Genomic DNA, 20,470 nt, shown 5'->3' on the forward strand with positions numbered 1-20,470 from the left:
GAGGGGGTGCCTATCTGACTATCGATGCCTGGCGCAGGCAAGCGTTGTTTGGGCGCACGCCATCGTCGGACCGCCGCCCGGAGCCGGCCCGCGATGGCATGCTTGAAGGTGCCGCAGATCCTCGATCAGAAGTAGTAGCCGACGTTCACGTACAGCTGGTTTTCCCACTGGTCCGACCCGCCCGCCCCAAGGCTCTGGGTGTAGCTGCTGCCGCCGATGTACGGGTCGTTCTTGCCGATCAGCCATTCCGCCGCCACCCACAGTTTGCTCACCGAGAATGAGCTGCCGAGGATCACCCGCTGGGAGGTCTTGAAGGCGTCGGCGGATTTGTCGAAGGCACTGTAGTTGGCGTAGAGCTTGATGCCGCTGACCTGATCGAACAGGTACTTGCCGGCCACGTCGTAGCTCAGGTCGGCGACGTACAGGTTGCCGCGGCTGGCGACGTTGTAGGTGCCGTCGTAGCCGCCCAGGGTCACCAGTTCGTCGGTGCCGGCGTTGCGCGGCGACATCTGCTGGCGCGCCGCTTGAAGCTGCACGCCCCAGGGGCCGTTCTTGCCCAGGTAGTGCACGGCCACGGCGTTGCGCCGGCCATCGTGGTCGGTGTCTTTGTTCTCCAGGGTCGAGGTCAGGCCGGAGAGGCCGACTTCGGATGTCCATGGGCCCAGGTCGAACGCCCGGGCCACGCGCAGCACCACGGTGTTGCGTTCCTGGTTGTCGCTGCCGTCGGCCACGTAGCTGTCGGCGCCGGAGACCACGCTGGAATAGGTGACGCCCTTGCTGGTGCCTTTGCCTTGCCACGCCGGGCGCAGGTAGTAGCCGGCCTGGACGTTCCAGTCGCCGGACTGCTGAATGTACTTGGCGCCGACCTGCTGCACGTCCTCCAGGCCGATGACGTTGCCCAGGGTCTCGTAGAAGGTGCTGCCGAAGTACGGCTGCAGGCCGAACGGCACGGTGTTCAGGCCCACCTGCACCTGCTGGTCGGGATTGAACTTGTAGCCGGCCCAGGCGAACTTGGCGAACCGGATGTCGCCGTAGTCCTTGGTGTAGCGGTAGGGGTAGGAGCGGCCGTAGAAGCGGTACTGGGCCTCGCCGATCCAGGTGTCGGAGTTGTATTTGGCGCTGAGGAACACCGTGTCCAGGCCGAAGGTCTGGATGTCGCGGTCCGGGTCCACGTCCCAGCGGGCGCGGACGGCGCCGCCCAGGTCGAGGTTGTCGGTGACCTGCACCGCCATCGCCGGGGCGGCGACGCAGCAGAGCAGAAGGAGGGACGTCGTGTTCAGGCGCGAGGAAGCAGGGAAGGGCATAAAGCGGCTCTCGATTGTTTTTATTGGAGTGCCGCGCAGTCTTGCGATCCGCCAGGGGTAGAACAAACGATAAAAACGGCGGGGAAACCTTCGCCGAACGCATGTTAGTCGGAAAATCCTGTAGGACAATCATTTGAATCCGTGGGAAGCTTTGCGCCTTGTCCGTGGTTTCGAGTGCCTTCCATGAAACGCAAAATGCCCGGCCTGAACGCACTCAAGGCGTTCGAGGTGGCCGGCAGCACCGGCAGCTTCACCCGTGCCGCCGAACTGCTCAACGTCACCCAGAGCGCCGTCAGCCGCCAAGTGCGGCAGCTTGAGGAACAGCTGGGCGAAAGCTTGCTGGAGCGCCGCCACCATCACCTGGAACTGACCGGGGCCGGGCGGATCCTGCTGCGGGCGCTGCACCAGTCGTTCGACAAGATCGAGCTGACGGTGCGCAGCATCCAGCAGAAGACCCATTCCAACCGCCTGCACATCAACGCGCCGCCGACCTTCACCCGCCGCTGGCTGATGCCGCGCCTGGGCCGCCTGCGCGAGCGGCACCCTGAGCTGGAGTTGAGCATCACCACCCGTCTGCAGGACAGCCTGGCGGAAACCAACACGCTGGATTGCGCGATCCGCTTCGGCAACGGCGAGTGGGACGGGCTCGACAGCTCGTTGCTGATCCAGGAGCGGCACATCGCCGTGTGCGCGCCCTCGCTGTATGCCCGCGAGGGCGGGGAACAGGGCATCGACCTCAATCGCCTGACCCTGCTGCACGTGCTGGCCAAAGAGGACCAGCGCTACCTGACCTGGAAGCACTGGCTCGACGCGGCGCGCATCAGCGGCGTCGATACCCAGGGCGGCTATGAGTTCGACCTGCTGGACCTGGCGATCCGCGCGGCCACCGACGGCCTGGGCATCACCATCGCCGACTGGCACATGGTCGCGGCGGAACTGGCCAGCGGGCAGTTGACCCAGGTGCTCAACGTGCACGTGGAGGGGCATCAGTCCTATTGGCTGGTGACCCGCCCGGAGCAGACGCACACGCCGCAGTTGCAGATGTTCAGCCAATGGCTGCAAGAAGAGATCTGGCTGGCGCAGCGGCAGCTGGAGCCTTCCACCGCTGCCATCTGAACAATCTGGCTCCCACAAAAAACCTGTGGGAGCCAGCCTGCTGGCGAAGGCGCCCGCCCGGGCACCGCAGGGCAACCCTGCCGGTCGCAGCCCAAGGTGCCCGGTGCGCTCCAGACCGGGTAACGTTCGTTTTTTGCATGTTTGTCCGCCCGATAAGTCGTTTGTCCACCGCCGGCAACGGGGCAAGACTGGCGCCATCGATAAAAACAAACGATGGGCGATGCACATGCGAGTCGAGCGAAATTTTGTCAACGGCCACTTCACCGAACCGGCCAGCGCCGCGCTGATCGCGGTTCACAATCCGGCCACCGAAGCGCTGATCGGCCAGGTCTCGGCCGCCACCGCCGCAGAGGCCGCCGCCGCCGTGGAGGCCGCCGCCGCCGCGCAGAAAACCTGGGGCAAACTCACCGCCATCGAGCGCGCCGAACACCTGCGGTCCTTCGCCGCCGCCCTGGAGGATTGCGCCGAATCCATCGGCGCCGCACTGGCCGCCGAGTCCGGCAAGAGCCTGGCCGACGCGAGCAATGAAGCCCGCTACGCCGCGCAGATCACCCGCTACCACGCCGAATGGGCGCGGCGCATCGAAGGCGAGATCATTCCCAGCGACAGCCCGGACGAAAACCTGTTCCTGCACCGCGAACCCATCGGCGTGGTCGCCTGCCTGATCCCGTTCAACTACCCGGTCTACACCTTGCTGCGCAAGGTCGCCCCGGCGCTGATCGCCGGCAACACCGTGGTGGTGCGCCCGAGCAACAACACCCCGACCTCGGCGTTCGAAATCGCCCGGGCCGTGCAACAGTCGGGCATGCCCGCCGGCGTCATCAACATCCTGACCATGGACCACGCCACCGCCGCCGTGGTGTGCACCCACAAGGCCGTAGGCCTGATCACCCTGACCGGCAGCGTCAACGCCGGGCGCACCGTGCTCGACTACTGCAAGGCCAACATCGCCAAGCCGTCGCTGGAACTGGGCGGCAAGACCCCGGCGATCATCGAGGCCGACGCCGACCTTGAGGCCGCCGCCGCCGCGATCATCGGTTCCAAGACCACCCACTGCGGCCAGCTGTGCACGGCGGTGGAGCGGGTCTACGTGCAGGAGAGCGTGCACGACCGCTTCCTGGCGCTGCTCAAGGCGAAAATCGCTGCGGTGAAGTTCGGCGACCGCGCCACCGACGCCAGCCTGATGGGGCCGCTGGCCAACGCCAGTTCGCAGAAGAACATCCACGCCATGGTCGAGCGCGCCGTCGCCGACGGCGCCGTGCTCGAAAGCGGCGGCGTGCTGCCGGAGGGGCCTGGGCATTTCTACCCGCCGACCCTGCTCAGCGGCTGCCGCCAGGACATGGAAATCGTCCAGGAAGAGATCTTCGGCCCGGTGCTGCCGGTGCTCAAGTACCGCGACATCGATGAGGCCCTGGCCTTGGCCAACGACCATCAGTTCGGCCTGTCATCGGTGCTCTACACCGAGAGCTACCGCACCGCCCAGAAGGTCGCCAACGCCATCGAGGCCGGCGAGCTGTACGTCAACCGCACCCCGGCCGACCCCTACCAGGGCTACCACGCCGGCTGGAAACGCTCGGGCCTGGGCGGCGACGACGGCAAGCACGGGATGCTCGAATTCACCCAGACCCGCCTGGTGGTCATGAAGTACTGATCCGCCGCGACACGCCTCACGCTACACCTATAAAAACAATTATCAGGGGCGCCCGGACACCGGGTCGCCCGAGGTCTCATCCATGTCCAAGCCTGCATCCTCCGCTGCTGTCCAGGGCTCCACTGCGGTTTCGCAAAGCCGCAGCGACAAGGGAAGTCGCTATGTCCAACTGATGCTGCTGGTGCTGGCCGCCGGTGCGATCTACCCGATCCTGTACCTGCGCCAGGTCTACCAGACCACCATGCTCGAAGTGTTCCAGATCAGCCACAGCGAACTGGGCTACCTGTACTCGATGCTCGGCACGATTTTCCTGCTCAGCTACCTGCCCAGCGGTTGGCTGGCCGACCGCATCGCACCGCGTTTCCTGATCTTCTTTTCGCTGGTCGCCACCGGCGCGCTGGGGCTGTGGTACTCCACGGCGCCGTCGATGACCGGCCTGATGATCATCTTTGGCTGCTGGGGCCTGACCACCGGCCTGACCTTCTGGGCCTCGGTGCTCAAACGGGTCAAGATGATCGCCCATCACTCCGAGCAGGGCCGTTTCTTCGGCATCCTCGACGGCGGCCGCGGACTGGTCGAGGCGCTGCTGGCGACGGTGGCCCTGGGCCTGTTCGCCTACGCCACCGAAACCCGCGGCGAGTCCACCGCCGAAGGCTTCCGCCATGTGGTCTACCTCTATGCCTTCACCTGCATCGCCATCGGCTGTGTGCTGGTGCTGATCAAGGATCCGAAGTCGATGGAGGACACGCCGGCGGTGGAGAAGGGCAAGTTCAACCTGCTGGCCGACCTGGCCACGCTGGTGAAGATCCCCGAACTGTGGCTGGTCACCGCCATCGTGTTCTGCGGCTATCACATCTTCTGGGCCACCTACAGTTTCTCGGACTACCTGCAAGGGGGCGGCATGACCGCCGTGATGGCCGGCACCATCACCACCATCAAGCTGTGGATGCGCCCGGTGGGCGGCATCGGCGGCGGCTGGCTGGGCGACAAGTTCTCCAACGTCTCGGTGCTGACCGTGGCGCTGCTGCTGGCCTCGTTGGCGATGGTCGGACTGATCGTGTTCCCGGCGCTCAACAGCATGGGCCTGCTGATCGGCACGGTGATCTTCATCGGCCTGATGACCTACGCGATCCGTGGCCTGTACTGGGCGATCCTCGACAACTGCGACATCCCGCTGCGCATCACCGGCCTGGCCATCGGCATCGTCTCGGTGGTGGGCTACATGCCCGACGCCTTCATTCCGCTGATCAACGGCTACCTCACCGAACAGTACCCGGGTGCGCTCGGCTACAAGCTCTACTTCGGCTACATCGCCGGCGTCGGCCTGATCGGCACCTGCGCCGCGCTGGCCCTGCGGGCCCGGATCAATCGCAAATCCTTGAACAAGGCAGGTGCCTGAGATGAAAATCGTCGCCCTTGAAACCCACATCGTCGCCGTACCGCCACCGCACATCGGCGGCATGTACTGGCTGTTCGTCAAGCTCAGGACCGCCTGCGGCATCGAAGGCGTCGGCGAGATCTACGCCGCCACCTTCGGCCCCAAGGCCATGCTGCCGATCATCGAGGACGTGTTCGAGCGCTACCTGCTCGACCAGGATCCGCACCACATCGAGCGCTTCTTCCGCCAGGCCTATTCGAGCGGTTTCACCCAGCGGCCCGACCTGACCATGATGGGCGTGGTCAGCGGCCTGGAAATGGCCTGCTGGGACATCATCGGCAAGGCCGCGAACAAACCGGTCTACGAACTGTTGGGCGGCAAGGTGCACGAGCGCCTGCGTTCCTACACCTACCTGTACCCGCTCAACAGCCGCGGCGAATACGACTACGACGACCCGGACCTGGCCGCCGAGTGCGCGGTGCAGAACATGCAGAAGGGCTTCACCGCCGTGAAGTTCGACCCGGCCGGCCCGTACACCGCGTACTCCGGGCACCAGATCTCGCTGGAGGTGCTGGAGCGCTGCGAAACCTTCTGCCGCAAGATCCGTGAGGCGGTGGGCAACCAGTGCGACCTGTTGTTCGGCACCCACGGGCAAATGGTGCCGTCTTCGGCGATCCGCCTGGCCAAGCGCCTGGAGAAGTACGACCCGCTGTGGTTCGAGGAACCGGTGCCGCCGGGCCAGGAAGAGGCCATGGCCCAGGTCGCGGCCAAGACCAGCATCCCGATCGCCACGGGCGAGCGCCTGACCACCAAGTACGAGTTCTTCAAGCTGCTGCAGGCCGGCGGGGCGTCGATCCTGCAGATGAACGTGGGGCGCTGCGGCGGCCTGCTCGAAGGCAAGAAGATCGCCAGCATGGCCGAAGCGCATTACGCGCAGATCGCGCCGCACCTGTACAACGGCCCGATCGGCGCGGCGGCGAGTTTCCAGTTGGCGGCGTGCACGCCGAACTTCCTGATCCAGGAAAGCATCGAGACCTGGGGCGGCTTCCACGCCGAAGTCCTGAAGAAACCGTTGCAGTGGGAGGACGGCTACATCATCCCGTCCACCGAGCCGGGCCTGGGGGTGGAACTGGACATGGACGTGGTGCGCCGGCATTCGCCGTACACCGGAGAGCGCCTGCACCTGCAGATGGCCCCGACCCCGGCCGACGTGAAAGACACCTCGCCGGCCAAGGGCTGACAGGGCGGATGCGGTCCTGTGGGAGCCCACCTGTCGGCCCCCGCAGAGAACGCCATTGCCCATTCGATTTTCGTACAACGACTGACGCGGTAACCGTGCATGACATACGACTACATCATCGCTGGCGCAGGCGCCGCCGGCTGCGTGCTGGCCAACCGGCTCTCGGCCTCGGGCGAACACTCGGTGCTGCTGCTGGAGGCGGGCGGCAAGGACAGTTCGCCGTGGTTCAAGATCCCGGTCGGCTTCGCCAAAATGTATTACAACCCGACGTTCAACTGGATGTACTACAGCCAGCCGCAGAAACAGCTCGGCAACCGTGAGATCTACGCCCCGCGCGGCAAGGTGCAGGGCGGATCGGGTTCGATCAACGCGATGATCTACGTGCGCGGCCAGGCCCATGACTTCGACGACTGGGCCGCCAACGGCAACGACGGCTGGGGCTTCAAGGACGTGCTGCCGTACTTTCGCAAGCTGGAGAACCACCCGCTGGGCGACAGCGAGTACCACGGCGGCAGCGGCCCGATCAGCATCACCCCGATGGCGGGCCAGACCCACCCGATCTGCGACGTGTTCCTCAAGGGCTGCGATGAGCTGGGCTATCCGCGCAGCGACGACTTCAACGGGCCGACGTTCGAAGGCGCGGGCATCTACGACGTCAACACGCGCAACGGCCAGCGCTGCTCCAGCAGCTTCGCGCACCTGCATCCGGCGCTGGGCCGGCCGAACCTGAGCGTGGAGCATTACGCGCTGGTCGACCGTGTGCTGTTCGACGACAGCGCGCAGCGCGCCACCGGCATCGCCATCACCCAGCACGGCGTGACGCGCACGTTCACCGCACGCAAGGAAGTCATCCTGTGCGCCGGCGCCGTCGATACGCCGAAGATCCTGCAACTGTCCGGCGTGGCCGACCGCACCTTGCTGGCCAAGCACCGGATCCCGGTGGTCAAGCACCTGCCGGCGGTGGGGCGCAACCTGCAGGACCACCTGTGCGTGAGCTACTACTACAAGGCCAACATCCCGACGCTGAACGATGAACTCAGCTCGCTGTTCGGCCAGCTCAAGCTCGGCATCCGGTATTTGTTCACCCGCAAGGGCGCGCTGGCGATGAGCGTGAACCAGGCCGGCGGCTTCTTCCGCGGCAACGAGCGGCAGGCGCATCCGAACCTGCAGCTGTACTTCAACCCGCTGTCGTACCAGATCCCGAAGAACAACAAGGCCAGCCTCAAGCCCGAGCCGTATTCAGGCTTCCTGCTGTGCTTCAACCCGTGCCGGCCCACCAGCCGCGGGCACATCGAGATCGCCTCGAAGAACCCGCGTGACGCTGCGCTGATCGACCCGAACTACCTGAGCACGCAAAAGGACATCGACGAGGTGATCCAGGGCAGCCGCCTGATGCGCAAGATCATGGGCGCGCCTGCGCTCAAGGGCATCACGGTCGATGAGGTCCTGCCGGGGCCGGCGGTGGAGAGCGACGAGCAGATGCTGCAGTACTTCCGCGACAACTGCGGCTCGATCTACCACTTGTGCGGCTCGTGCGCGATGGGGGCGGACGAGCAGGTCTCGGTGGTCGACAAGCGGCTCAAGGTGCATGGCCTGCAAGGGCTGCGGATCGTCGATGCCTCGGTATTCCCCAACGTGACATCCGGCAACACCCATGCGGCGGTGCTGATGGTGGCGGAGAAGGGGGCGGACCTGATCCTGCAGGAGGCGTAAGGCCCGGTGCATGCGCAATGAGATGTGACACTTGGGCCGGGGCGGTTTCGCTGCCTGGGCTAGGCTTCGGATGCCGGCTCCTTTGGGGGCCGGCATCGTCATTGAGGGAGGTCTGTTTTCTGTTTTGAGGAGCCGCGGATCATGGATGATCTGGTGAAGGAAGTGATTCCGTTGTTGCAGTACCTGATCCCCGGGTTCGTCTCGACCTGGGTGTTCTACACCCTCACGGCGTTCAGGCGGCCCGACACGTTCGGGCAGATCGTGCAGGCGCTGATCTTCACGTTTGTGATCCATGGCGTGGTGATGGGCATTGGCGCCGTCTGCCGGTGGATGGGGGCGTGGGGTTTTTCCGTAGGAAAATGGGACGGCGGGGCGCAGGCGTTCTGGGCGTTTGCCGTGTCGCTGGTGCTTGGGTTGTTCGCCTGTTGCCTGGCCACCAATGACCGATTGCACCGTTGGCTGCGCAGCAGAAACGTGACGAAACAATCTTCTTACCCGAGTGAATGGTTCAGGGCGTTCGTGCAGTTTGACCGGCTCATCACCTTGCATCTGCATGACGAAAGGCGCGTCCTAGGCTGGCCCGTCGAGTGGCCGCCGGAGTCGAGCAGCGGGCAGTTCCTGATGCAATCACCCTGTTGGCTGAACGATGATGGCACTGAGGTACCTTTTGGCGCCGAGTTCTTGCTGATAGATTCCGCGAAAGTTAAGTGGGTTGAGTTCAACCCGAAATCAGAGGGTTCATCATGACCGCCAGAGCACCACAACCCATGCCGCCCCATATCGTGCGCCTGTTTTACGGACCGGACGGAAAAATGCTGGAGAAACCGCTGGTGAAGGGGCCGAAGGCGCCACCGCCGCTCAAGCGCTGATCAGTCCTGCCTGCACCTTTTCACCCCCAACCTTCCTTCACCGCCCGGCGAATGCCCTCCAGCAGCATCGCGAACGCCGGGTTGTCGTTGTTCTCCCGCCAGATCAGGTGCAGCTCGCTCTGCACCCCGTCACCCAGGTCGATCTCGCGGAACACCACATTCCTGAACACCACGCTGGTGGCGCAACGCGGCACCAGGGCCAGGCCCATGCCGGCGTTGACCAGCGCCAGGATGGTCAGCGAAGACCCCAGCCATTGCACGTAGTCCGGGGCGACCCGGGCCGAGCGCAGGGTGCCGGTCAGCAGTTCGTTGAACGGCGGGTAGGCGGCGTGGGAGTACATCAGGAACGGCTGGCCGTCGAGGTCGCTGACTGACACCTCAGCCGCCTCCGCCAGGCGATGGCCGCTCGGCACGGCCAGCACGAACGGTTCGCGAACCAGGCATTCGGTGGCGTAGCCCGGCTCCAGCAGCGGCGCGCGGACGATGCCCAGGTCAATGCGCCGGGCCCGCAAGGCTTCGTGCTGCTGGTAGGTGTTCATTTCCGTCAGGTCGATTTTCACCTGGGGCTGGTTCAGCCGCGCCTCGGCGATGACCTTGGGCAGAAACTCATACACGGCGCTGCCGACGAAACTGATGTTGACCGAACCGATGTCGCCCTCGGCGAACCGCCGGGCGGTGACGGCCGCCTGCTGGGCGCGCTCCAGCAGGTTCTGCGCTTCGATGAAGAACGCCCGGCCGGCGGCGGTGAGCGCCACGCTGCGGGTGTTGCGGGTGAACAGTTCGACGCCCAGGTGATGCTCCAGCAGCTGGACCTGCCGGCTCAGCGGCGGCTGGGTCATGTTCAGCCGCTCGGCGGCGCGGCGGAAATTCAGTTCGGTGGCGACGGTGGTGAAGCAGCGCAGCTGGGTCAGTTCGAACATTGATCCAATCCGGGTATCAATCAAGTGCCAAGTTAGATTAGACGGGATCAATACCGGCGTCCATGATCGGGCTGTGCCTCAAGCTTCCCTAAAAAAACAATGATCGGGAGTCGCCCCTTGAATACCCTCCAGAGTCCGCCGGACATCACGGTCCTCGCCAGGGCCGCCGCCAAGGTCAAGCGCCATGTGCTGCCGCTGTTCGTGGTGATGTTCATCGTCAACTACATCGACCGGGTCAACATCGGCTTCGTGCGCAGCCACCTGGAAACCGACCTGGGCATCGGCGCGGCCGCCTACGGACTGGGCGCCGGGCTGTTCTTCATCGGCTACGCCCTGTTCGAAGTGCCGTCCAACATGCTCCTGCAGCGCTACGGCGCCCGCGCCTGGCTGACGCGGATCATGTTCACCTGGGGCGCCGCCGCCATGGCGATGGCGTTCGTGCAGGGCGAGATCAGTTTCTACGTGCTGCGCTTCATTCTCGGCGCCGCCGAGGCCGGGTTCTTTCCGGGGATCATCTACTACTTCACCCAGTGGCTGCCGGCGTCCGAGCGGGGCAAGACCATGGCGGTGTTCCTCAGCGGCTCGGCGATCGCGTCGGTGATTTCCGGGCCGGTGTCCGGGGCGCTGCTGCACATCAGCGGGATGGGCCTGCACGGCTGGCAGTGGATGTTCCTGATCGAAGGCGCCGCGTCGGTGGTGCTCTGCGGGTTCGTCTGGTTCTGGCTGCAATCGCACCCGCGCCAGGCCCGGTGGCTGAGCGAAGAAGAGCGCGAAGCGCTGGTGGCGGCGATCGCCGACGAGCAGCGGGCCCGGGAAGCGGCCCAGGCGGTCAAGCCGTCGGTCTTCAAGCTGTTGGCGGACCGGCAGATCGCGCTGTTCTGCTTCATCTATTTCTCTATCGCCCTGACCATCTACGGCGCGACGTTCTGGCTGCCGAGCATGATCAAGAAGATGGGCAACCTCGGCGATTTCCAGGTCGGCCTGCTCAATTCGATCCCGTGGATCATCTCCATCGCGGCGATGTACGGCTTCGCCGCGTTGGCCGGCAAATGGAAATTCCAGCAGGCCTGGGTGGCGTTGACCCTGGTGATCGCGGCGGTCGGCATGTTCATCTCCACCACCGGCGGACCGGTGTTCGCCTTCGTCGCCATCTGTTTTGCCGCCATCGGTTTCAAGGCGGCATCGGCGCTGTTCTGGCCGATTCCGCAAAGTTACCTGGATGCGCGCATCGCGGCGGCGGTGATCGCGCTGATCAACTCCATCGGCAACCTGGGCGGCTTCGTCGCGCCGACCGCCTTCGGTTTTCTTGAGCAGACCACCGGCTCCATCGAGGGCGGCCTGTACGGCCTGGCCGCCACGTCGCTGGTGGCGGCGGTGGTGATCTTCTTCGCCCGCATGGCGCCCGGCGCCAAGGGCCAAACCCCGGCAAAGCCTGGCCGTGACACCGCCGTCGCGACGGCGGCGAAAACGGCTGCCAGCCACTGATCCCGATCCAGCAGGAGCGTTCCCTTGAAAATCACCCGTGTGACCGTCACCCCGATTGCTTTCCGGGATCCGCCGCTGCTCAACGCCAGCGGCATCCACGAACCCTTCGCGCTGCGTTCGATCATCGAGATCGAAAGCGACAACGGCTACATCGGCCTGGGCGAAAGCTACGGCGACGCCCCGGCGCTGGCGATCCAGCAGCAGTTGCAGGCGCAGCTGATCGGCCTTGACCCGTTCAACCTCAACCAGCTGCGCCGCATCGTGCAGGCCACCGTCGCCGCGAACAAACCCGCCAGCGTGGCCGGCGCCGAACTGGCCCCCGGCTCCCACGCCAGCAAAGCGGTGAGCAACGCCTATTCGGCATTCGAAGTGGCGTTTCTCGACCTGCAGGCGCGTTACCTGAACGTGCCGTTGGTGGATCTGTTGGGCGGTGCGTTGCGCGATGAGGTGCCGTTCAGCGCTTACCTGTTCTTCAAGTACGCGCAGCACGTGGATTCGCCCTACAGGCCGGACAACTGGGGCGAGGCGCTGAGCGAACAGCAGATCGTCGCCCAGGCGGCGCGGATGATCGAGGCCTACGGCTTCAAGAGCATCAAACTCAAGGCCGGCACCTTGCCGCCGGAGCATGAGGTGGCGTGCATCAAGGCGCTGAAGCAAGCGTTTCCCGGTTTGCCGCTGCGCATCGACCCCAACGGCAACTGGTCGCTGGAGACGTCCATCCGCATGGCCGAACTGCTCGGCGACGATCTGCAGTACTACGAGGATCCGACCCCGGGCCTCGGCGGCATGGCCGAGCTGCACAAGCGCACCGGCCTGCCGTTGGCGACCAACATGGTGGTCACCGATTTCGACGAGTTCCGCCGCAGCGTCGAGCAGAACAGCGTGCAGATCGTGCTCGCCGACCACCATTACTGGGGCGGCCTGCGTGACACCCAGACCCTGGCGAAGATGTGCGACACCTTTGGCCTCGGCGTGTCGATGCACTCCAACTCGCACCTGGGCATCAGCCTCATGGCCATGGCCCATGTGGCCGCGTCGGTGCCGAACCTGGATTACGCCTGCGACACCCACTATCCATGGCAAGAGCCGGACGAAGAGGTGATCAAGGGCGGCAAGCTGCCGATCGTCGACGGCTGCGTGAAGATCACCCGCGCGGCGGGGCTGGGCGTCGAACTGGACTACGCGCAGTTGGGCAAGCTGCATGACCAGTACCTGACCTGCGGGATCCGCCAGCGTGACGATGTGCGCCAGATGCAGCGCTACAAGCCGGACTGGAAAGCGGTCAAGCCGAGGTTCTGAGGGCGCTGGCCCGGGCCTCTTCGCGGGCATATGCACGACGCGTATCCAATGTGGGAGCAACTGTCTCGCGCCGGTCCTGCGGTGCCAGGACTGACGCTATCGCCAGCAGGCTGGCTCCCACAGAAGATCTCCCACAGAGGATCTCGGGTGAAGGCAGGGGTTGTGGTCACCGCACAATCCGGTGGGAGCGGGCTTGCCCGCGAAAGCGGCTCCAGGGTCAGAGCGTTTGCACCAGCCAGTCCCGGAACGCCTTCAGCGACGGCAACGATTCGTTGCGCGCCGGGTACACCAGGTAATAGCTGCGGCGACTGGTGATCGGTTCGCCCAGTTGCAGCAGCTCACCGTTCTGCAGTTCGTCTTCCACCAGGATCCTGGGCACCAGGCCGACGCCGATGTTGGCGCGCACGGCCTGGATCAAGTGCGAGGTCATCTCGAAGCTCGGGCCGATGCGCATGCGGCGGTGGGGCAGGGCGTGGTGGCTGAACCATTCGGCCCAGGCCTGGGCGTTGCTGCTGACGTTGAGCAGCAGCTGGTCGGCGATCTGACGCTCGGCGGCCTGGCGTTCGGTTTCGCTCAGTTGGGCGCTGGCGATGGCCACCAGTTCCTCGGTGTGCAGGGGAAGGGCCGTCAGGCCCGGCCAGTCGCCGCCGCCGACGCAGATCGCCGCGTCGATCTCGCTGGTGTCGAAGTCGATGGCTTCGATGCGCGAATGCAGGTGCACGGTCATGCCGGGGTGGGCGGTGTAGAAGTCCTTGAGGCGCGGCAGCAGCCATTTCGAGCCGAAGGTCGGCAGCGTCGCCAGCCGCAGGCTATGGATGCCGGAGCCGAACGCCATGGCCTGCAGGGTGGCGCTGCGGATCTGGCCGAGGGCTTCGGCCAGTTCGCGCTGGTACATGCGCCCGACGTCGGTAAGGATCACCCGCCGGCCTTCGCGGGTGAACAGGCGCATGCCGAGCATCTTCTCCAGAATCTGCACCTGACGGCTGACTGCGCTCTGGGTCAGCGACAGCTCGTGGGCGGCGCGGGTATAGCTTTCGTGGCGGGCGGCGGCCTCAAAGGCCAGCAGCAACGACATCGAAGGAGTGAGGGTTCGCGGATTCATTCGTTTTAGTCATTAAAGTCGGGTCGAATTTACGTTTGTCGCAGACCGCCCCTGCAATGAACATGGGCACCATGAGATGGCGGAGCCTGACGCAATCATTCGTTGCCTACAAGTGTTTACCGCCGCAATGCCTTTTCGACCGAGACGCCCGACCCATGATTGCCCAGCTGTCGCCTGTTGCCGCCTTGAACGCCGATTACCAACGATTCCTTCAGGCCCTGAAGGATCAGGGCTTCAAGGGGGAAATCAGCGCCGACTACGCCAGCCGCGTAGTGCTGGCCACCGACAACTCGATCTACCAGCGCCTGCCCCAGGCGGCGGTGTTCCCCCGGGATGCCGACGACGTCGCGCTGCTGGCGCGCCTGATCGCCGAACCTGTCCATCGCCAGGTGGTGGTGACGCCCCGGGGCGGCGGCACCGGCACCAACGGCCAGTCGCTGACCGACGGCCTCGTCGTCGACCTGTCGCGGCACATGAACCGCATCCTTGAGATCAACGTGGAGCAGCGTTGGGTGCGGGTGCAGGCGGGCGTGGTGAAAGACCAGCTCAATGCCGCCCTCAAGGCCTCCGGGCTGTTTTTCGCCCCGGAACTGTCCACGTCCAACCGCGCCACGGTCGGCGGGATGATCAACACCGACGCCAGCGGCCAGGGCAGCTGCACCTACGGCAAGACCCGCGACCATGTGCTGGAACTGCACATGGTGCTGCGCGGCGGCGAGCGCCTGCACGGCCATCCGTTGGCTGAGCCGCAGTTGGCCGAGCAGTGCGCCCGCCAGGACCGCGTCGGCGAGGTCTACCGCTGCGCCCGGCAGATCATCGACGAGCAGGGCGAGCTGATCCGCGAACGCTTCCCCGACCTGAACCGTTGCCTGACCGGCTACGACCTGGCGCACCTGCGCGAGGCCGACGGGCGCTTCAACCTCAACAGCGTGCTGTGCGGCGCCGAGGGCTCGCTGGGGTTCGTGGTGGAAGCCAAGCTCAATGTGCTGCCGATCCCCAAGCACACGATGCTGGTGAACATCCGCTACGCCGGCTTCATGGAAGCCCTGCGCGATGCCCGGGCGCTGATGGCGCTCAAGCCGCTGTCGATCGAGACCGTGGACTCCAAAGTGCTGATGCTGGCGATGCAGGACATCGTCTGGCACGGCGTGGCCGAATACTTCCCGGAAAGCGCCGACCAGCCGACCCGGGGCATCAACCTGGTGGAGTTCTGCGGCGACGATCCGGACGACCTGCAACGCCGGGTCGAAGCCTTCCTCGGGCATCTGGGCAGCGACGCCACGGTGCAGCGCCTGGGGCACACGCTTGCGGTGGGCCAGGCGGCGGTGAACAAGGTCTACGGCATGCGCAAGCGGGCGGTGGGCCTGCTCGGCAACGTCGCCGGCGAAGCGCGGCCGCAGCCGTTCGTCGAGGACACCGCCGTGCCGCCGCAGCACCTGGCCGAGTACATCGGCGAACTGCGCGACCTGCTCGACAGCCACAAGCTGCAGTACGGCATGTTCGGCCATGTCGATGCCGGCGTGCTGCACGTGCGGCCGATCCTCGACATGAAGGATCCGCAGCAGGCGGCGCTGGTGCGCCCGGTGTCCGACGGCGTGGCCGCGCTGACCCAACGCTACGGCGGCCTCCTGTGGGGCGAGCACGGCAAAGGCCTGCGTTCGGAATACGCGCCGGCGTTCTTCGGCGAGCTGTACCCGGCGCTGCAAGCCCTGAAGGCGGCGTTCGACCCGTTCAACCAGTTCAACCCCGGCAAGATCGCGACCCCGGACATCCCCGGCGCCGCCTTGCTGAAGATCGACGAAGTGACCCTGCGCGGCGAGCTGGATCGGCAGATCGAGGAAAAGGTCTGGCAGGACTACGGCGCGGCGATGCACTGCAACGGCAACGGCGCCTGCTACAACTTCGATCCGGACGACGCTATGTGCCCGTCGTGGAAGGCCACCCGCCAGCGCTCGCAGTCGCCCAAGGGCCGGGCGTCGCTGATCCGCGAATGGCTGCGCCTGCAAGGCGAGGCGGGGGTCGATGTGCTGGCCGAAGGCACACGCCGGCCGCCGTTCTTCGCCAACCTGCTGCAGCGCTGGCGCAACGGCCGAAGCCCGGCGGCGGACTTCTCCCATGAGGTGTACGACGCCATGGCCGGGTGCCTGGCGTGCAAGTCCTGCGCGGGGCAGTGCCCGGTCAAGGTCAACGTGCCGGACTTCCGTTCGCGTTTCCTGGAGCTGTACCACACCCGTTACCTGCGGCCGCTGCGCGATTACCTGATCGCCTCGCTGGAGTACAGCGTGCCGTTCCTGGCGCGGGTGCCGCTGATCTATAACGGGTTGATGGGGTCGGCGTTCAGCCGGCGGATGCTGGAGCGCGTCGGCGGCATGGTCGATGTGCCGCTGCTCAGCCGCTTCGATTTCCACGGGGCGATGCGTCGCTGGCACGTGCAGCCAGCCACGGTGCCGCTGCTGTCGGCGCTGACCCAGGCGCAGCGCGAACGCAGCGTGGTGCTGGTGCAGGATGCGTTCACCCGTTACTTCGAGGCGCCCTTGCTGGCGGACCTGGTCGAGCTGATTTCGCGCCTGGGCTATCAGGTCTACCTGGCGCCGTTCAGCGCCAACGGCAAGCCGCTGCATGTGCAGGGCTTCCTGTCGGCGTTCAACCGCGCGGCGCTGCGCAACGCCGGGCAATTGCGCGAGTTGGCCGATCTCGGCGTGCAGTTGGTGGGGCTGGATCCGGCCATGACCCTGGTCTATCGCCAGGAGTACCTCAAGGTGCCGGGGATGGAGCGCTGCCCGGAAGTGGCGCTGGTGCAGGAGTGGCTGCTCAAGGCGATGCCCGAGCGCAGCGGTCTGCCGGCGGCGGAGGGCTTCCGCCTGCTGGCGCACTGCACCGAGAAGACCAACGCTCCGGCGGCGACCCGGCAATGGGAGCAGGTGTTCGAGCGCGTCGGCCTGAAACTGGCGACCCAGGCGACCGGCTGCTGCGGGATGTCCGGCACCTACGGCCACGAGGCGCGCAACCGCGGAACGTCGGCGGTGATCTACGAGCAGTCCTGGGCGCGGCAGGTCGAGGCGCCGGCGGAGCGGGGCGAGGCGCTGGCCACCGGCTATTCGTGCCGCAGCCAGGTCAAGCGTCAGTCGGAGCGGGCGCTGCGCCATCCGTTGCAGGTGTTGCTGGAGCGTCTGCGCACCGTTTGAGGGCGGCTGGCCGTTCATCGAAAAATTAGTGTTATAAGGTAACGAAAATTCGGGGCCCTCCGCTGTCGGCCCCGGTCGGATTCTCTTTTCGATTGCGATACCGCCATGACTCTTGCCGCTTCCCCACCCGTTCCGCCTGTGACCGGCCGCCTGCTGTCCATCGATGCCCTCAGGGGCCTGGTCATCCTGTTCATGCTGCTGGATCACGTGCGCGAAACCTTTCTGCTGCACCGTCAGGTCAGCGATCCGATGGACATCGCCGCCACGGAGCCTGAACTGTTCTTCAGCCGCACCCTGGCGCACCTGTGCGCGCCGGTGTTCGTGCTGCTGACCGGGCTGTCGGCCTGGCTGTTCGGCGAAAGGCACGCGGGCAAAGCGGCGGTCAGCGCCTTTCTGTTCAAGCGCGGGCTGTTTCTGGTGGTGCTCGAATTCACCCTGGTGAACTTCGCCTGGACGTTCCAGCTGCCGCCGAGCGTGATTTACCTGCAAGTGATCTGGGCCATCGGCCTGAGCATGATCGCGCTGTCGCTGTTGGTCTGGCTGCCCCGTTGGTTGCTGCTGACGTTGAGCCTGGTGCTCATCGCCGGGCACAACCTGCTGGACGGCGTGCACTTCGCCAAGGAATCCGCGCTGCATGTGCCTTGGGCGATCCTGCACGACCGCGGCTGGATCGAACTGGGCGAAAGCCTGCGCCTGCGCACGTCCTATCCGCTGTTGCCGTGGATCGGCGTGATCGGCCTCGGTTACGCCTTGGGGCCCTGGTTCGCCCGTGACGCCGATGCGGCTGTGCGCAGGTCCTGCCTGCTGTTGGCCGGCATCGCGGGATTGCTGGGGTTCGCCGGGCTGCGCCTGCTCAACGGCTATGGCGAGAAGCCCTGGGCGTTCGGCGACAGCGCTACGCAAACCCTGATGAGCTTTCTCAACATCACCAAATACCCGCCGTCGCTGCTGTTCATCGCGCTGACCGTGAGCATCGGGCTGTTGCTTTTGCGCGGCTTCGAACGCGCAGGGGAGCGGCGCTGGATCCGCTGGCTGACGGTGTTCGGTTCGGCGCCGATGTTTTTCTATCTGCTGCACCTGTATGCGCTGAAACTGCTGTACCTGATGGGCGTGGCGCTGTTCGGGCTCAACCAGGGCAGCCATTTCGGCTTTTCGTCCGTGGCGGCGGTCTGGCTGGCGGCGGTGGCACTGGCGGTGGCGCTGTTTCCGGCGGTGCGCTGGTTTTCGCTGCTGAAGGCCCGGCGCAAGGACATCGCCTGGCTGAAGTACCTGTAGCCGCCTCAGCCGGCCTTGCCCGTGCGGGCGAAGTCGATGAAGGCCCGCAGCGGCGCCGGCACATGGCGTCGGCTGGGGTAGTACAGGTGCAGGCCGGGGTAGTGCGGGCACCAGTCGCCGAGCACCTGCACCAGACGTCCGGCGGCCAGATGCTCGCTGACCATGCCCTCGAACACATAGGCCAGCCCCGCGCCCTGCAGTGCCGGGCCGACCATCAGGCTGACGTCGCCCAAGGTCAGCGGGCCGTTGACTTCGATTTCCTGGGCGATGCCGCCGCGCTCGAACTCCCAGCGGTACAGCGTGCCGCTGGGGAAGCGGTGACGGATGCACGGCAGCCCGTGCAGGTCCTCAGGCTTGTGCGGTGTGGCATGGCGCTCGAAAAACGCCGGCGACCCGACCACCACCGAGCGCAGGGACGGGCCGATGGGCACTGAGACCATATCCGCCTCCAGCCGGTTGCCGAAGCGCACGCCGGCATCGAAGCCGCCCGCGACGATGTCCAGCAGGGCGTCGCTGTCGATGACTTCAAGGCGAATGTCCGGATAGGCCCGCAGGAAATCGCTGACGATGGGCAACAGCACCAGTTCGCAGGCCTGGCGCCCGGCGCTGATACGCAAGGTGCCGGAGGGCGTGTCGCGGAACCGGTTGAGGTCCTCCAGCGCATCGTCGATGTCGCGGAACGCCGGTTGGAGCCGCGTCTGCAAACGTTCGCCGGCCTCGGTCAGGGCCACGCTGCGGGTGGTGCGGTTGAACAGGCGCACGCCGAGGCGGCTTTCCAGGGTGCGCAGCGCATGGCTCAGGGCCGAAGGGGTCAGCCCCAGTTCCACCGCTGCGCGGCTGAAGTTCAGGTGCCGGGCGATGCACAGGAACATCGACAGATCAGCGGTGGACGGTTGTTTCATTTGTGAGTGCCTTTCACAAAGCCATGCGAATTTGCTGGGATTATCACATCAGTAGCACGGCCTTACAGTTCGCTCAACTCATCGAGAAGGCCCGGCACGTTCGCCAAGGCCACTGACAGGAGGAGTTGATATGCGTACCTGGCTCATTACTGGCGCTTCCCGTGGTTTCGGCTCCCTGATCGCCGAACACGCCCTGCGTGCCGGCGACGCGGTGATCGCCACCGCCCGCAAGCCGCAAGACATCACCGACCGCCTCGGCGAGCACCCCCACCTGTTGGCGGTGCGGCTGGACGTCACCCGCGAGGACGAAGCCCATCAAGCGGTGGCGGAGAGCATCAAACGTTTCGGCCGCATCGACGTGCTGGTCAACAATGCCGGTTTCGGCGTGCTGGGGGCGGTGGAAGAAACCAGCGCCAGCGAAACCGAGCGGCTGTTCGCCACCAATGTGTTCGGCCTGCTCAACGTGACCCGCGCGGTGCTGCCGCACATGCGTGCCCAGCGCAGCGGGCGGGTGATCAACATCTCGTCCATCGGCGGCTACCAGGCTTACATGGGCTGGGGCGTGTACGGCTCCACCAAGTTCGCGGTGGAGGGCATCAGCGAAGCGCTGCATCAGGAACTGGCGCCGTTGGGCATCCATGTGACGGTGGTCGAACCGGGCTTCTTCCGCACCGATTTCCTGGACGAGCAATCGTTGATCAAGACCGCGCTGGTGCTGCCGGACTACGACGACACCGTGGGCAAGATGCGCACCTTCGCCGAAGCCGCCAACCATGCGCAGCCGGGGGATCCGGTGAAGTTCGCCGAAGCGATGCTGGCGCTGGCCGATGCCCCGAACCCGCCGCAGCGGCTGGCCCTGGGCAGCGACACGGTGGCGCGGATCGAGGCGAAGAACCGCCTGGTGGCGCAGGAGCTGGCCGAGTGGCACGCGTTGGCGCTGTCTACAGACTTCAAGGACTGAAGGGGTCCAACAGGTTTCTGTGGAATACAGGGATCCCTTGTGGGAGCCAGCCTGCTGGCGATGGCGGTAG

At 65.6% G+C, this 20,470-nt stretch carries 15 protein-coding genes; 11 read left to right on the forward strand and 4 right to left on the reverse strand.

All coding sequences use genetic code 11. The features are described 5' to 3' along the window. Window positions 1-125 precede the first annotated feature (125 nt). Complete coding sequence (locus CAG31_RS25535; RefSeq protein ID WP_085586438.1) at window positions 126-1,304, reverse strand: hypothetical protein; 1,179 nt, start codon at window positions 1,302-1,304, stop codon at window positions 126-128. 183 nt (window positions 1,305-1,487) lie between these two features. Here CAG31_RS25535 and CAG31_RS25540 point away from each other — a divergent pair, with 183 nt between their 5' ends. The 6 genes from CAG31_RS25540 to CAG31_RS25565 all read left to right on the forward strand — a co-directional run bounded on the left by CAG31_RS25540 (window position 1,488) and on the right by CAG31_RS25565 (window position 9,149). Further along, window positions 1,488-2,420: a LysR substrate-binding domain-containing protein gene (locus CAG31_RS25540; RefSeq protein WP_085586440.1), complete on the forward strand. Its 933-nt coding sequence runs from the start codon at window positions 1,488-1,490 to the stop codon at window positions 2,418-2,420. A 226-nt stretch (window positions 2,421-2,646) separates the two neighbouring features. Continuing rightward, window positions 2,647-4,071, forward strand: a complete 1,425-nt coding sequence (gene aldA, locus CAG31_RS25545) for an aldehyde dehydrogenase (RefSeq protein ID WP_085586506.1) — start codon at window positions 2,647-2,649, stop codon at window positions 4,069-4,071. Window positions 4,072-4,153: 82 nt separating this feature from the next. Continuing rightward, a complete protein-coding gene (locus CAG31_RS25550) occupies window positions 4,154-5,470 on the forward strand; it encodes a nitrate/nitrite transporter (protein WP_085586442.1) in 1,317 nt (438 codons plus the stop codon). 1 nt (window position 5,471) lies between these two features. Further along, window positions 5,472-6,689, forward strand: a complete 1,218-nt coding sequence (locus CAG31_RS25555; RefSeq protein WP_085586444.1) for a mandelate racemase/muconate lactonizing enzyme family protein — start codon at window positions 5,472-5,474, stop codon at window positions 6,687-6,689. Between the two features lie 99 nt (window positions 6,690-6,788). Continuing rightward, window positions 6,789-8,402, forward strand: a complete 1,614-nt coding sequence (locus tag CAG31_RS25560; protein ID WP_085586446.1) for a GMC family oxidoreductase — start codon at window positions 6,789-6,791, stop codon at window positions 8,400-8,402. A gap of 141 nt (window positions 8,403-8,543) precedes the next feature. Then, complete coding sequence (locus CAG31_RS25565; RefSeq protein WP_085586448.1) at window positions 8,544-9,149, forward strand: DUF6338 family protein; 606 nt, start codon at window positions 8,544-8,546, stop codon at window positions 9,147-9,149. Between the two features lie 142 nt (window positions 9,150-9,291). Here CAG31_RS25565 and CAG31_RS25570 read toward each other — a convergent pair whose 3' ends face one another. Next, a complete protein-coding gene (locus tag CAG31_RS25570; RefSeq protein ID WP_085586451.1) occupies window positions 9,292-10,191 on the reverse strand; it encodes a LysR substrate-binding domain-containing protein in 900 nt (299 codons plus the stop codon). Window positions 10,192-10,308: 117 nt separating this feature from the next. On the opposite strand from CAG31_RS25570, the gene CAG31_RS25575 reads away from it, so the two are divergent. Continuing rightward, window positions 10,309-11,676, forward strand: a complete 1,368-nt coding sequence (locus CAG31_RS25575) for an MFS transporter (protein ID WP_085586453.1) — start codon at window positions 10,309-10,311, stop codon at window positions 11,674-11,676. A 24-nt stretch (window positions 11,677-11,700) separates the two neighbouring features. Beyond that, window positions 11,701-12,975 (forward strand): glucarate dehydratase family protein, encoded by a 1,275-nt coding sequence (locus CAG31_RS25580; protein ID WP_085586455.1) that lies wholly within the window; start codon window positions 11,701-11,703, stop codon window positions 12,973-12,975. 217 nt (window positions 12,976-13,192) lie between these two features. On the opposite strand, the gene CAG31_RS25585 is transcribed toward CAG31_RS25580, so the two are convergent. Beyond that, window positions 13,193-14,077, reverse strand: a complete 885-nt coding sequence (locus tag CAG31_RS25585; protein WP_085586457.1) for a LysR substrate-binding domain-containing protein — start codon at window positions 14,075-14,077, stop codon at window positions 13,193-13,195. 155 nt (window positions 14,078-14,232) lie between these two features. Between CAG31_RS25585 and CAG31_RS25590 the strand changes: the two genes are divergently transcribed. After that, window positions 14,233-17,262, forward strand: coding sequence for an FAD-binding and (Fe-S)-binding domain-containing protein (locus CAG31_RS25590; protein ID WP_085586459.1), 3,030 nt, complete (start codon window positions 14,233-14,235; stop codon window positions 17,260-17,262). A gap of 105 nt (window positions 17,263-17,367) precedes the next feature. Then, window positions 17,368-18,537: a DUF1624 domain-containing protein gene (locus tag CAG31_RS25595; RefSeq protein ID WP_085586461.1), complete on the forward strand. Its 1,170-nt coding sequence runs from the start codon at window positions 17,368-17,370 to the stop codon at window positions 18,535-18,537. Window positions 18,538-18,542: 5 nt separating this feature from the next. On the opposite strand, the gene CAG31_RS25600 is transcribed toward CAG31_RS25595, so the two are convergent. Then, window positions 18,543-19,439 (reverse strand): LysR family transcriptional regulator, encoded by an 897-nt coding sequence (locus tag CAG31_RS25600; RefSeq protein WP_085586463.1) that lies wholly within the window; start codon window positions 19,437-19,439, stop codon window positions 18,543-18,545. 130 nt (window positions 19,440-19,569) lie between these two features. Here CAG31_RS25600 and CAG31_RS25605 point away from each other — a divergent pair, with 130 nt between their 5' ends. Beyond that, window positions 19,570-20,400 carry an oxidoreductase gene (locus CAG31_RS25605; protein ID WP_085586466.1) on the forward strand — a complete coding sequence of 277 codons (831 nt, stop codon included), beginning with the start codon at window positions 19,570-19,572 and terminating at the stop codon, window positions 20,398-20,400. Window positions 20,401-20,470 lie beyond the last annotated feature (70 nt).

The organism is Pseudomonas sp. R25(2017), from assembly GCF_002112565.1.
Lineage (GTDB): Bacteria > Pseudomonadota > Gammaproteobacteria > Pseudomonadales > Pseudomonadaceae > Aquipseudomonas > Aquipseudomonas ekonensis.

What these genes read in the sequence shown, in the direction of transcription:
- CAG31_RS25535 (WP_085586438.1), bottom strand. Translation starts at nt 1,304, where the DNA reads ATGCCCTTCCCTGCTTCCTCGCGCCTGAACACGACGTCCCTCCTTCTG.
- CAG31_RS25540 (WP_085586440.1), top strand. Translation starts at nt 1,488, where the DNA reads ATGAAACGCAAAATGCCCGGCCTGAACGCACTCAAGGCGTTCGAGGTG.
- aldA (WP_085586506.1), top strand. Translation starts at nt 2,647, where the DNA reads ATGCGAGTCGAGCGAAATTTTGTCAACGGCCACTTCACCGAACCGGCC.
- CAG31_RS25550 (WP_085586442.1), top strand. Translation starts at nt 4,154, where the DNA reads ATGTCCAAGCCTGCATCCTCCGCTGCTGTCCAGGGCTCCACTGCGGTT.
- CAG31_RS25555 (WP_085586444.1), top strand. Translation starts at nt 5,472, where the DNA reads ATGAAAATCGTCGCCCTTGAAACCCACATCGTCGCCGTACCGCCACCG.
- CAG31_RS25560 (WP_085586446.1), top strand. Translation starts at nt 6,789, where the DNA reads ATGACATACGACTACATCATCGCTGGCGCAGGCGCCGCCGGCTGCGTG.
- CAG31_RS25565 (WP_085586448.1), top strand. Translation starts at nt 8,544, where the DNA reads ATGGATGATCTGGTGAAGGAAGTGATTCCGTTGTTGCAGTACCTGATC.
- CAG31_RS25570 (WP_085586451.1), bottom strand. Translation starts at nt 10,191, where the DNA reads ATGTTCGAACTGACCCAGCTGCGCTGCTTCACCACCGTCGCCACCGAA.
- CAG31_RS25585 (WP_085586457.1), bottom strand. Translation starts at nt 14,077, where the DNA reads ATGAATCCGCGAACCCTCACTCCTTCGATGTCGTTGCTGCTGGCCTTT.
- CAG31_RS25590 (WP_085586459.1), top strand. Translation starts at nt 14,233, where the DNA reads ATGATTGCCCAGCTGTCGCCTGTTGCCGCCTTGAACGCCGATTACCAA.
- CAG31_RS25595 (WP_085586461.1), top strand. Translation starts at nt 17,368, where the DNA reads ATGACTCTTGCCGCTTCCCCACCCGTTCCGCCTGTGACCGGCCGCCTG.
- CAG31_RS25600 (WP_085586463.1), bottom strand. Translation starts at nt 19,439, where the DNA reads ATGAAACAACCGTCCACCGCTGATCTGTCGATGTTCCTGTGCATCGCC.
- CAG31_RS25605 (WP_085586466.1), top strand. Translation starts at nt 19,570, where the DNA reads ATGCGTACCTGGCTCATTACTGGCGCTTCCCGTGGTTTCGGCTCCCTG.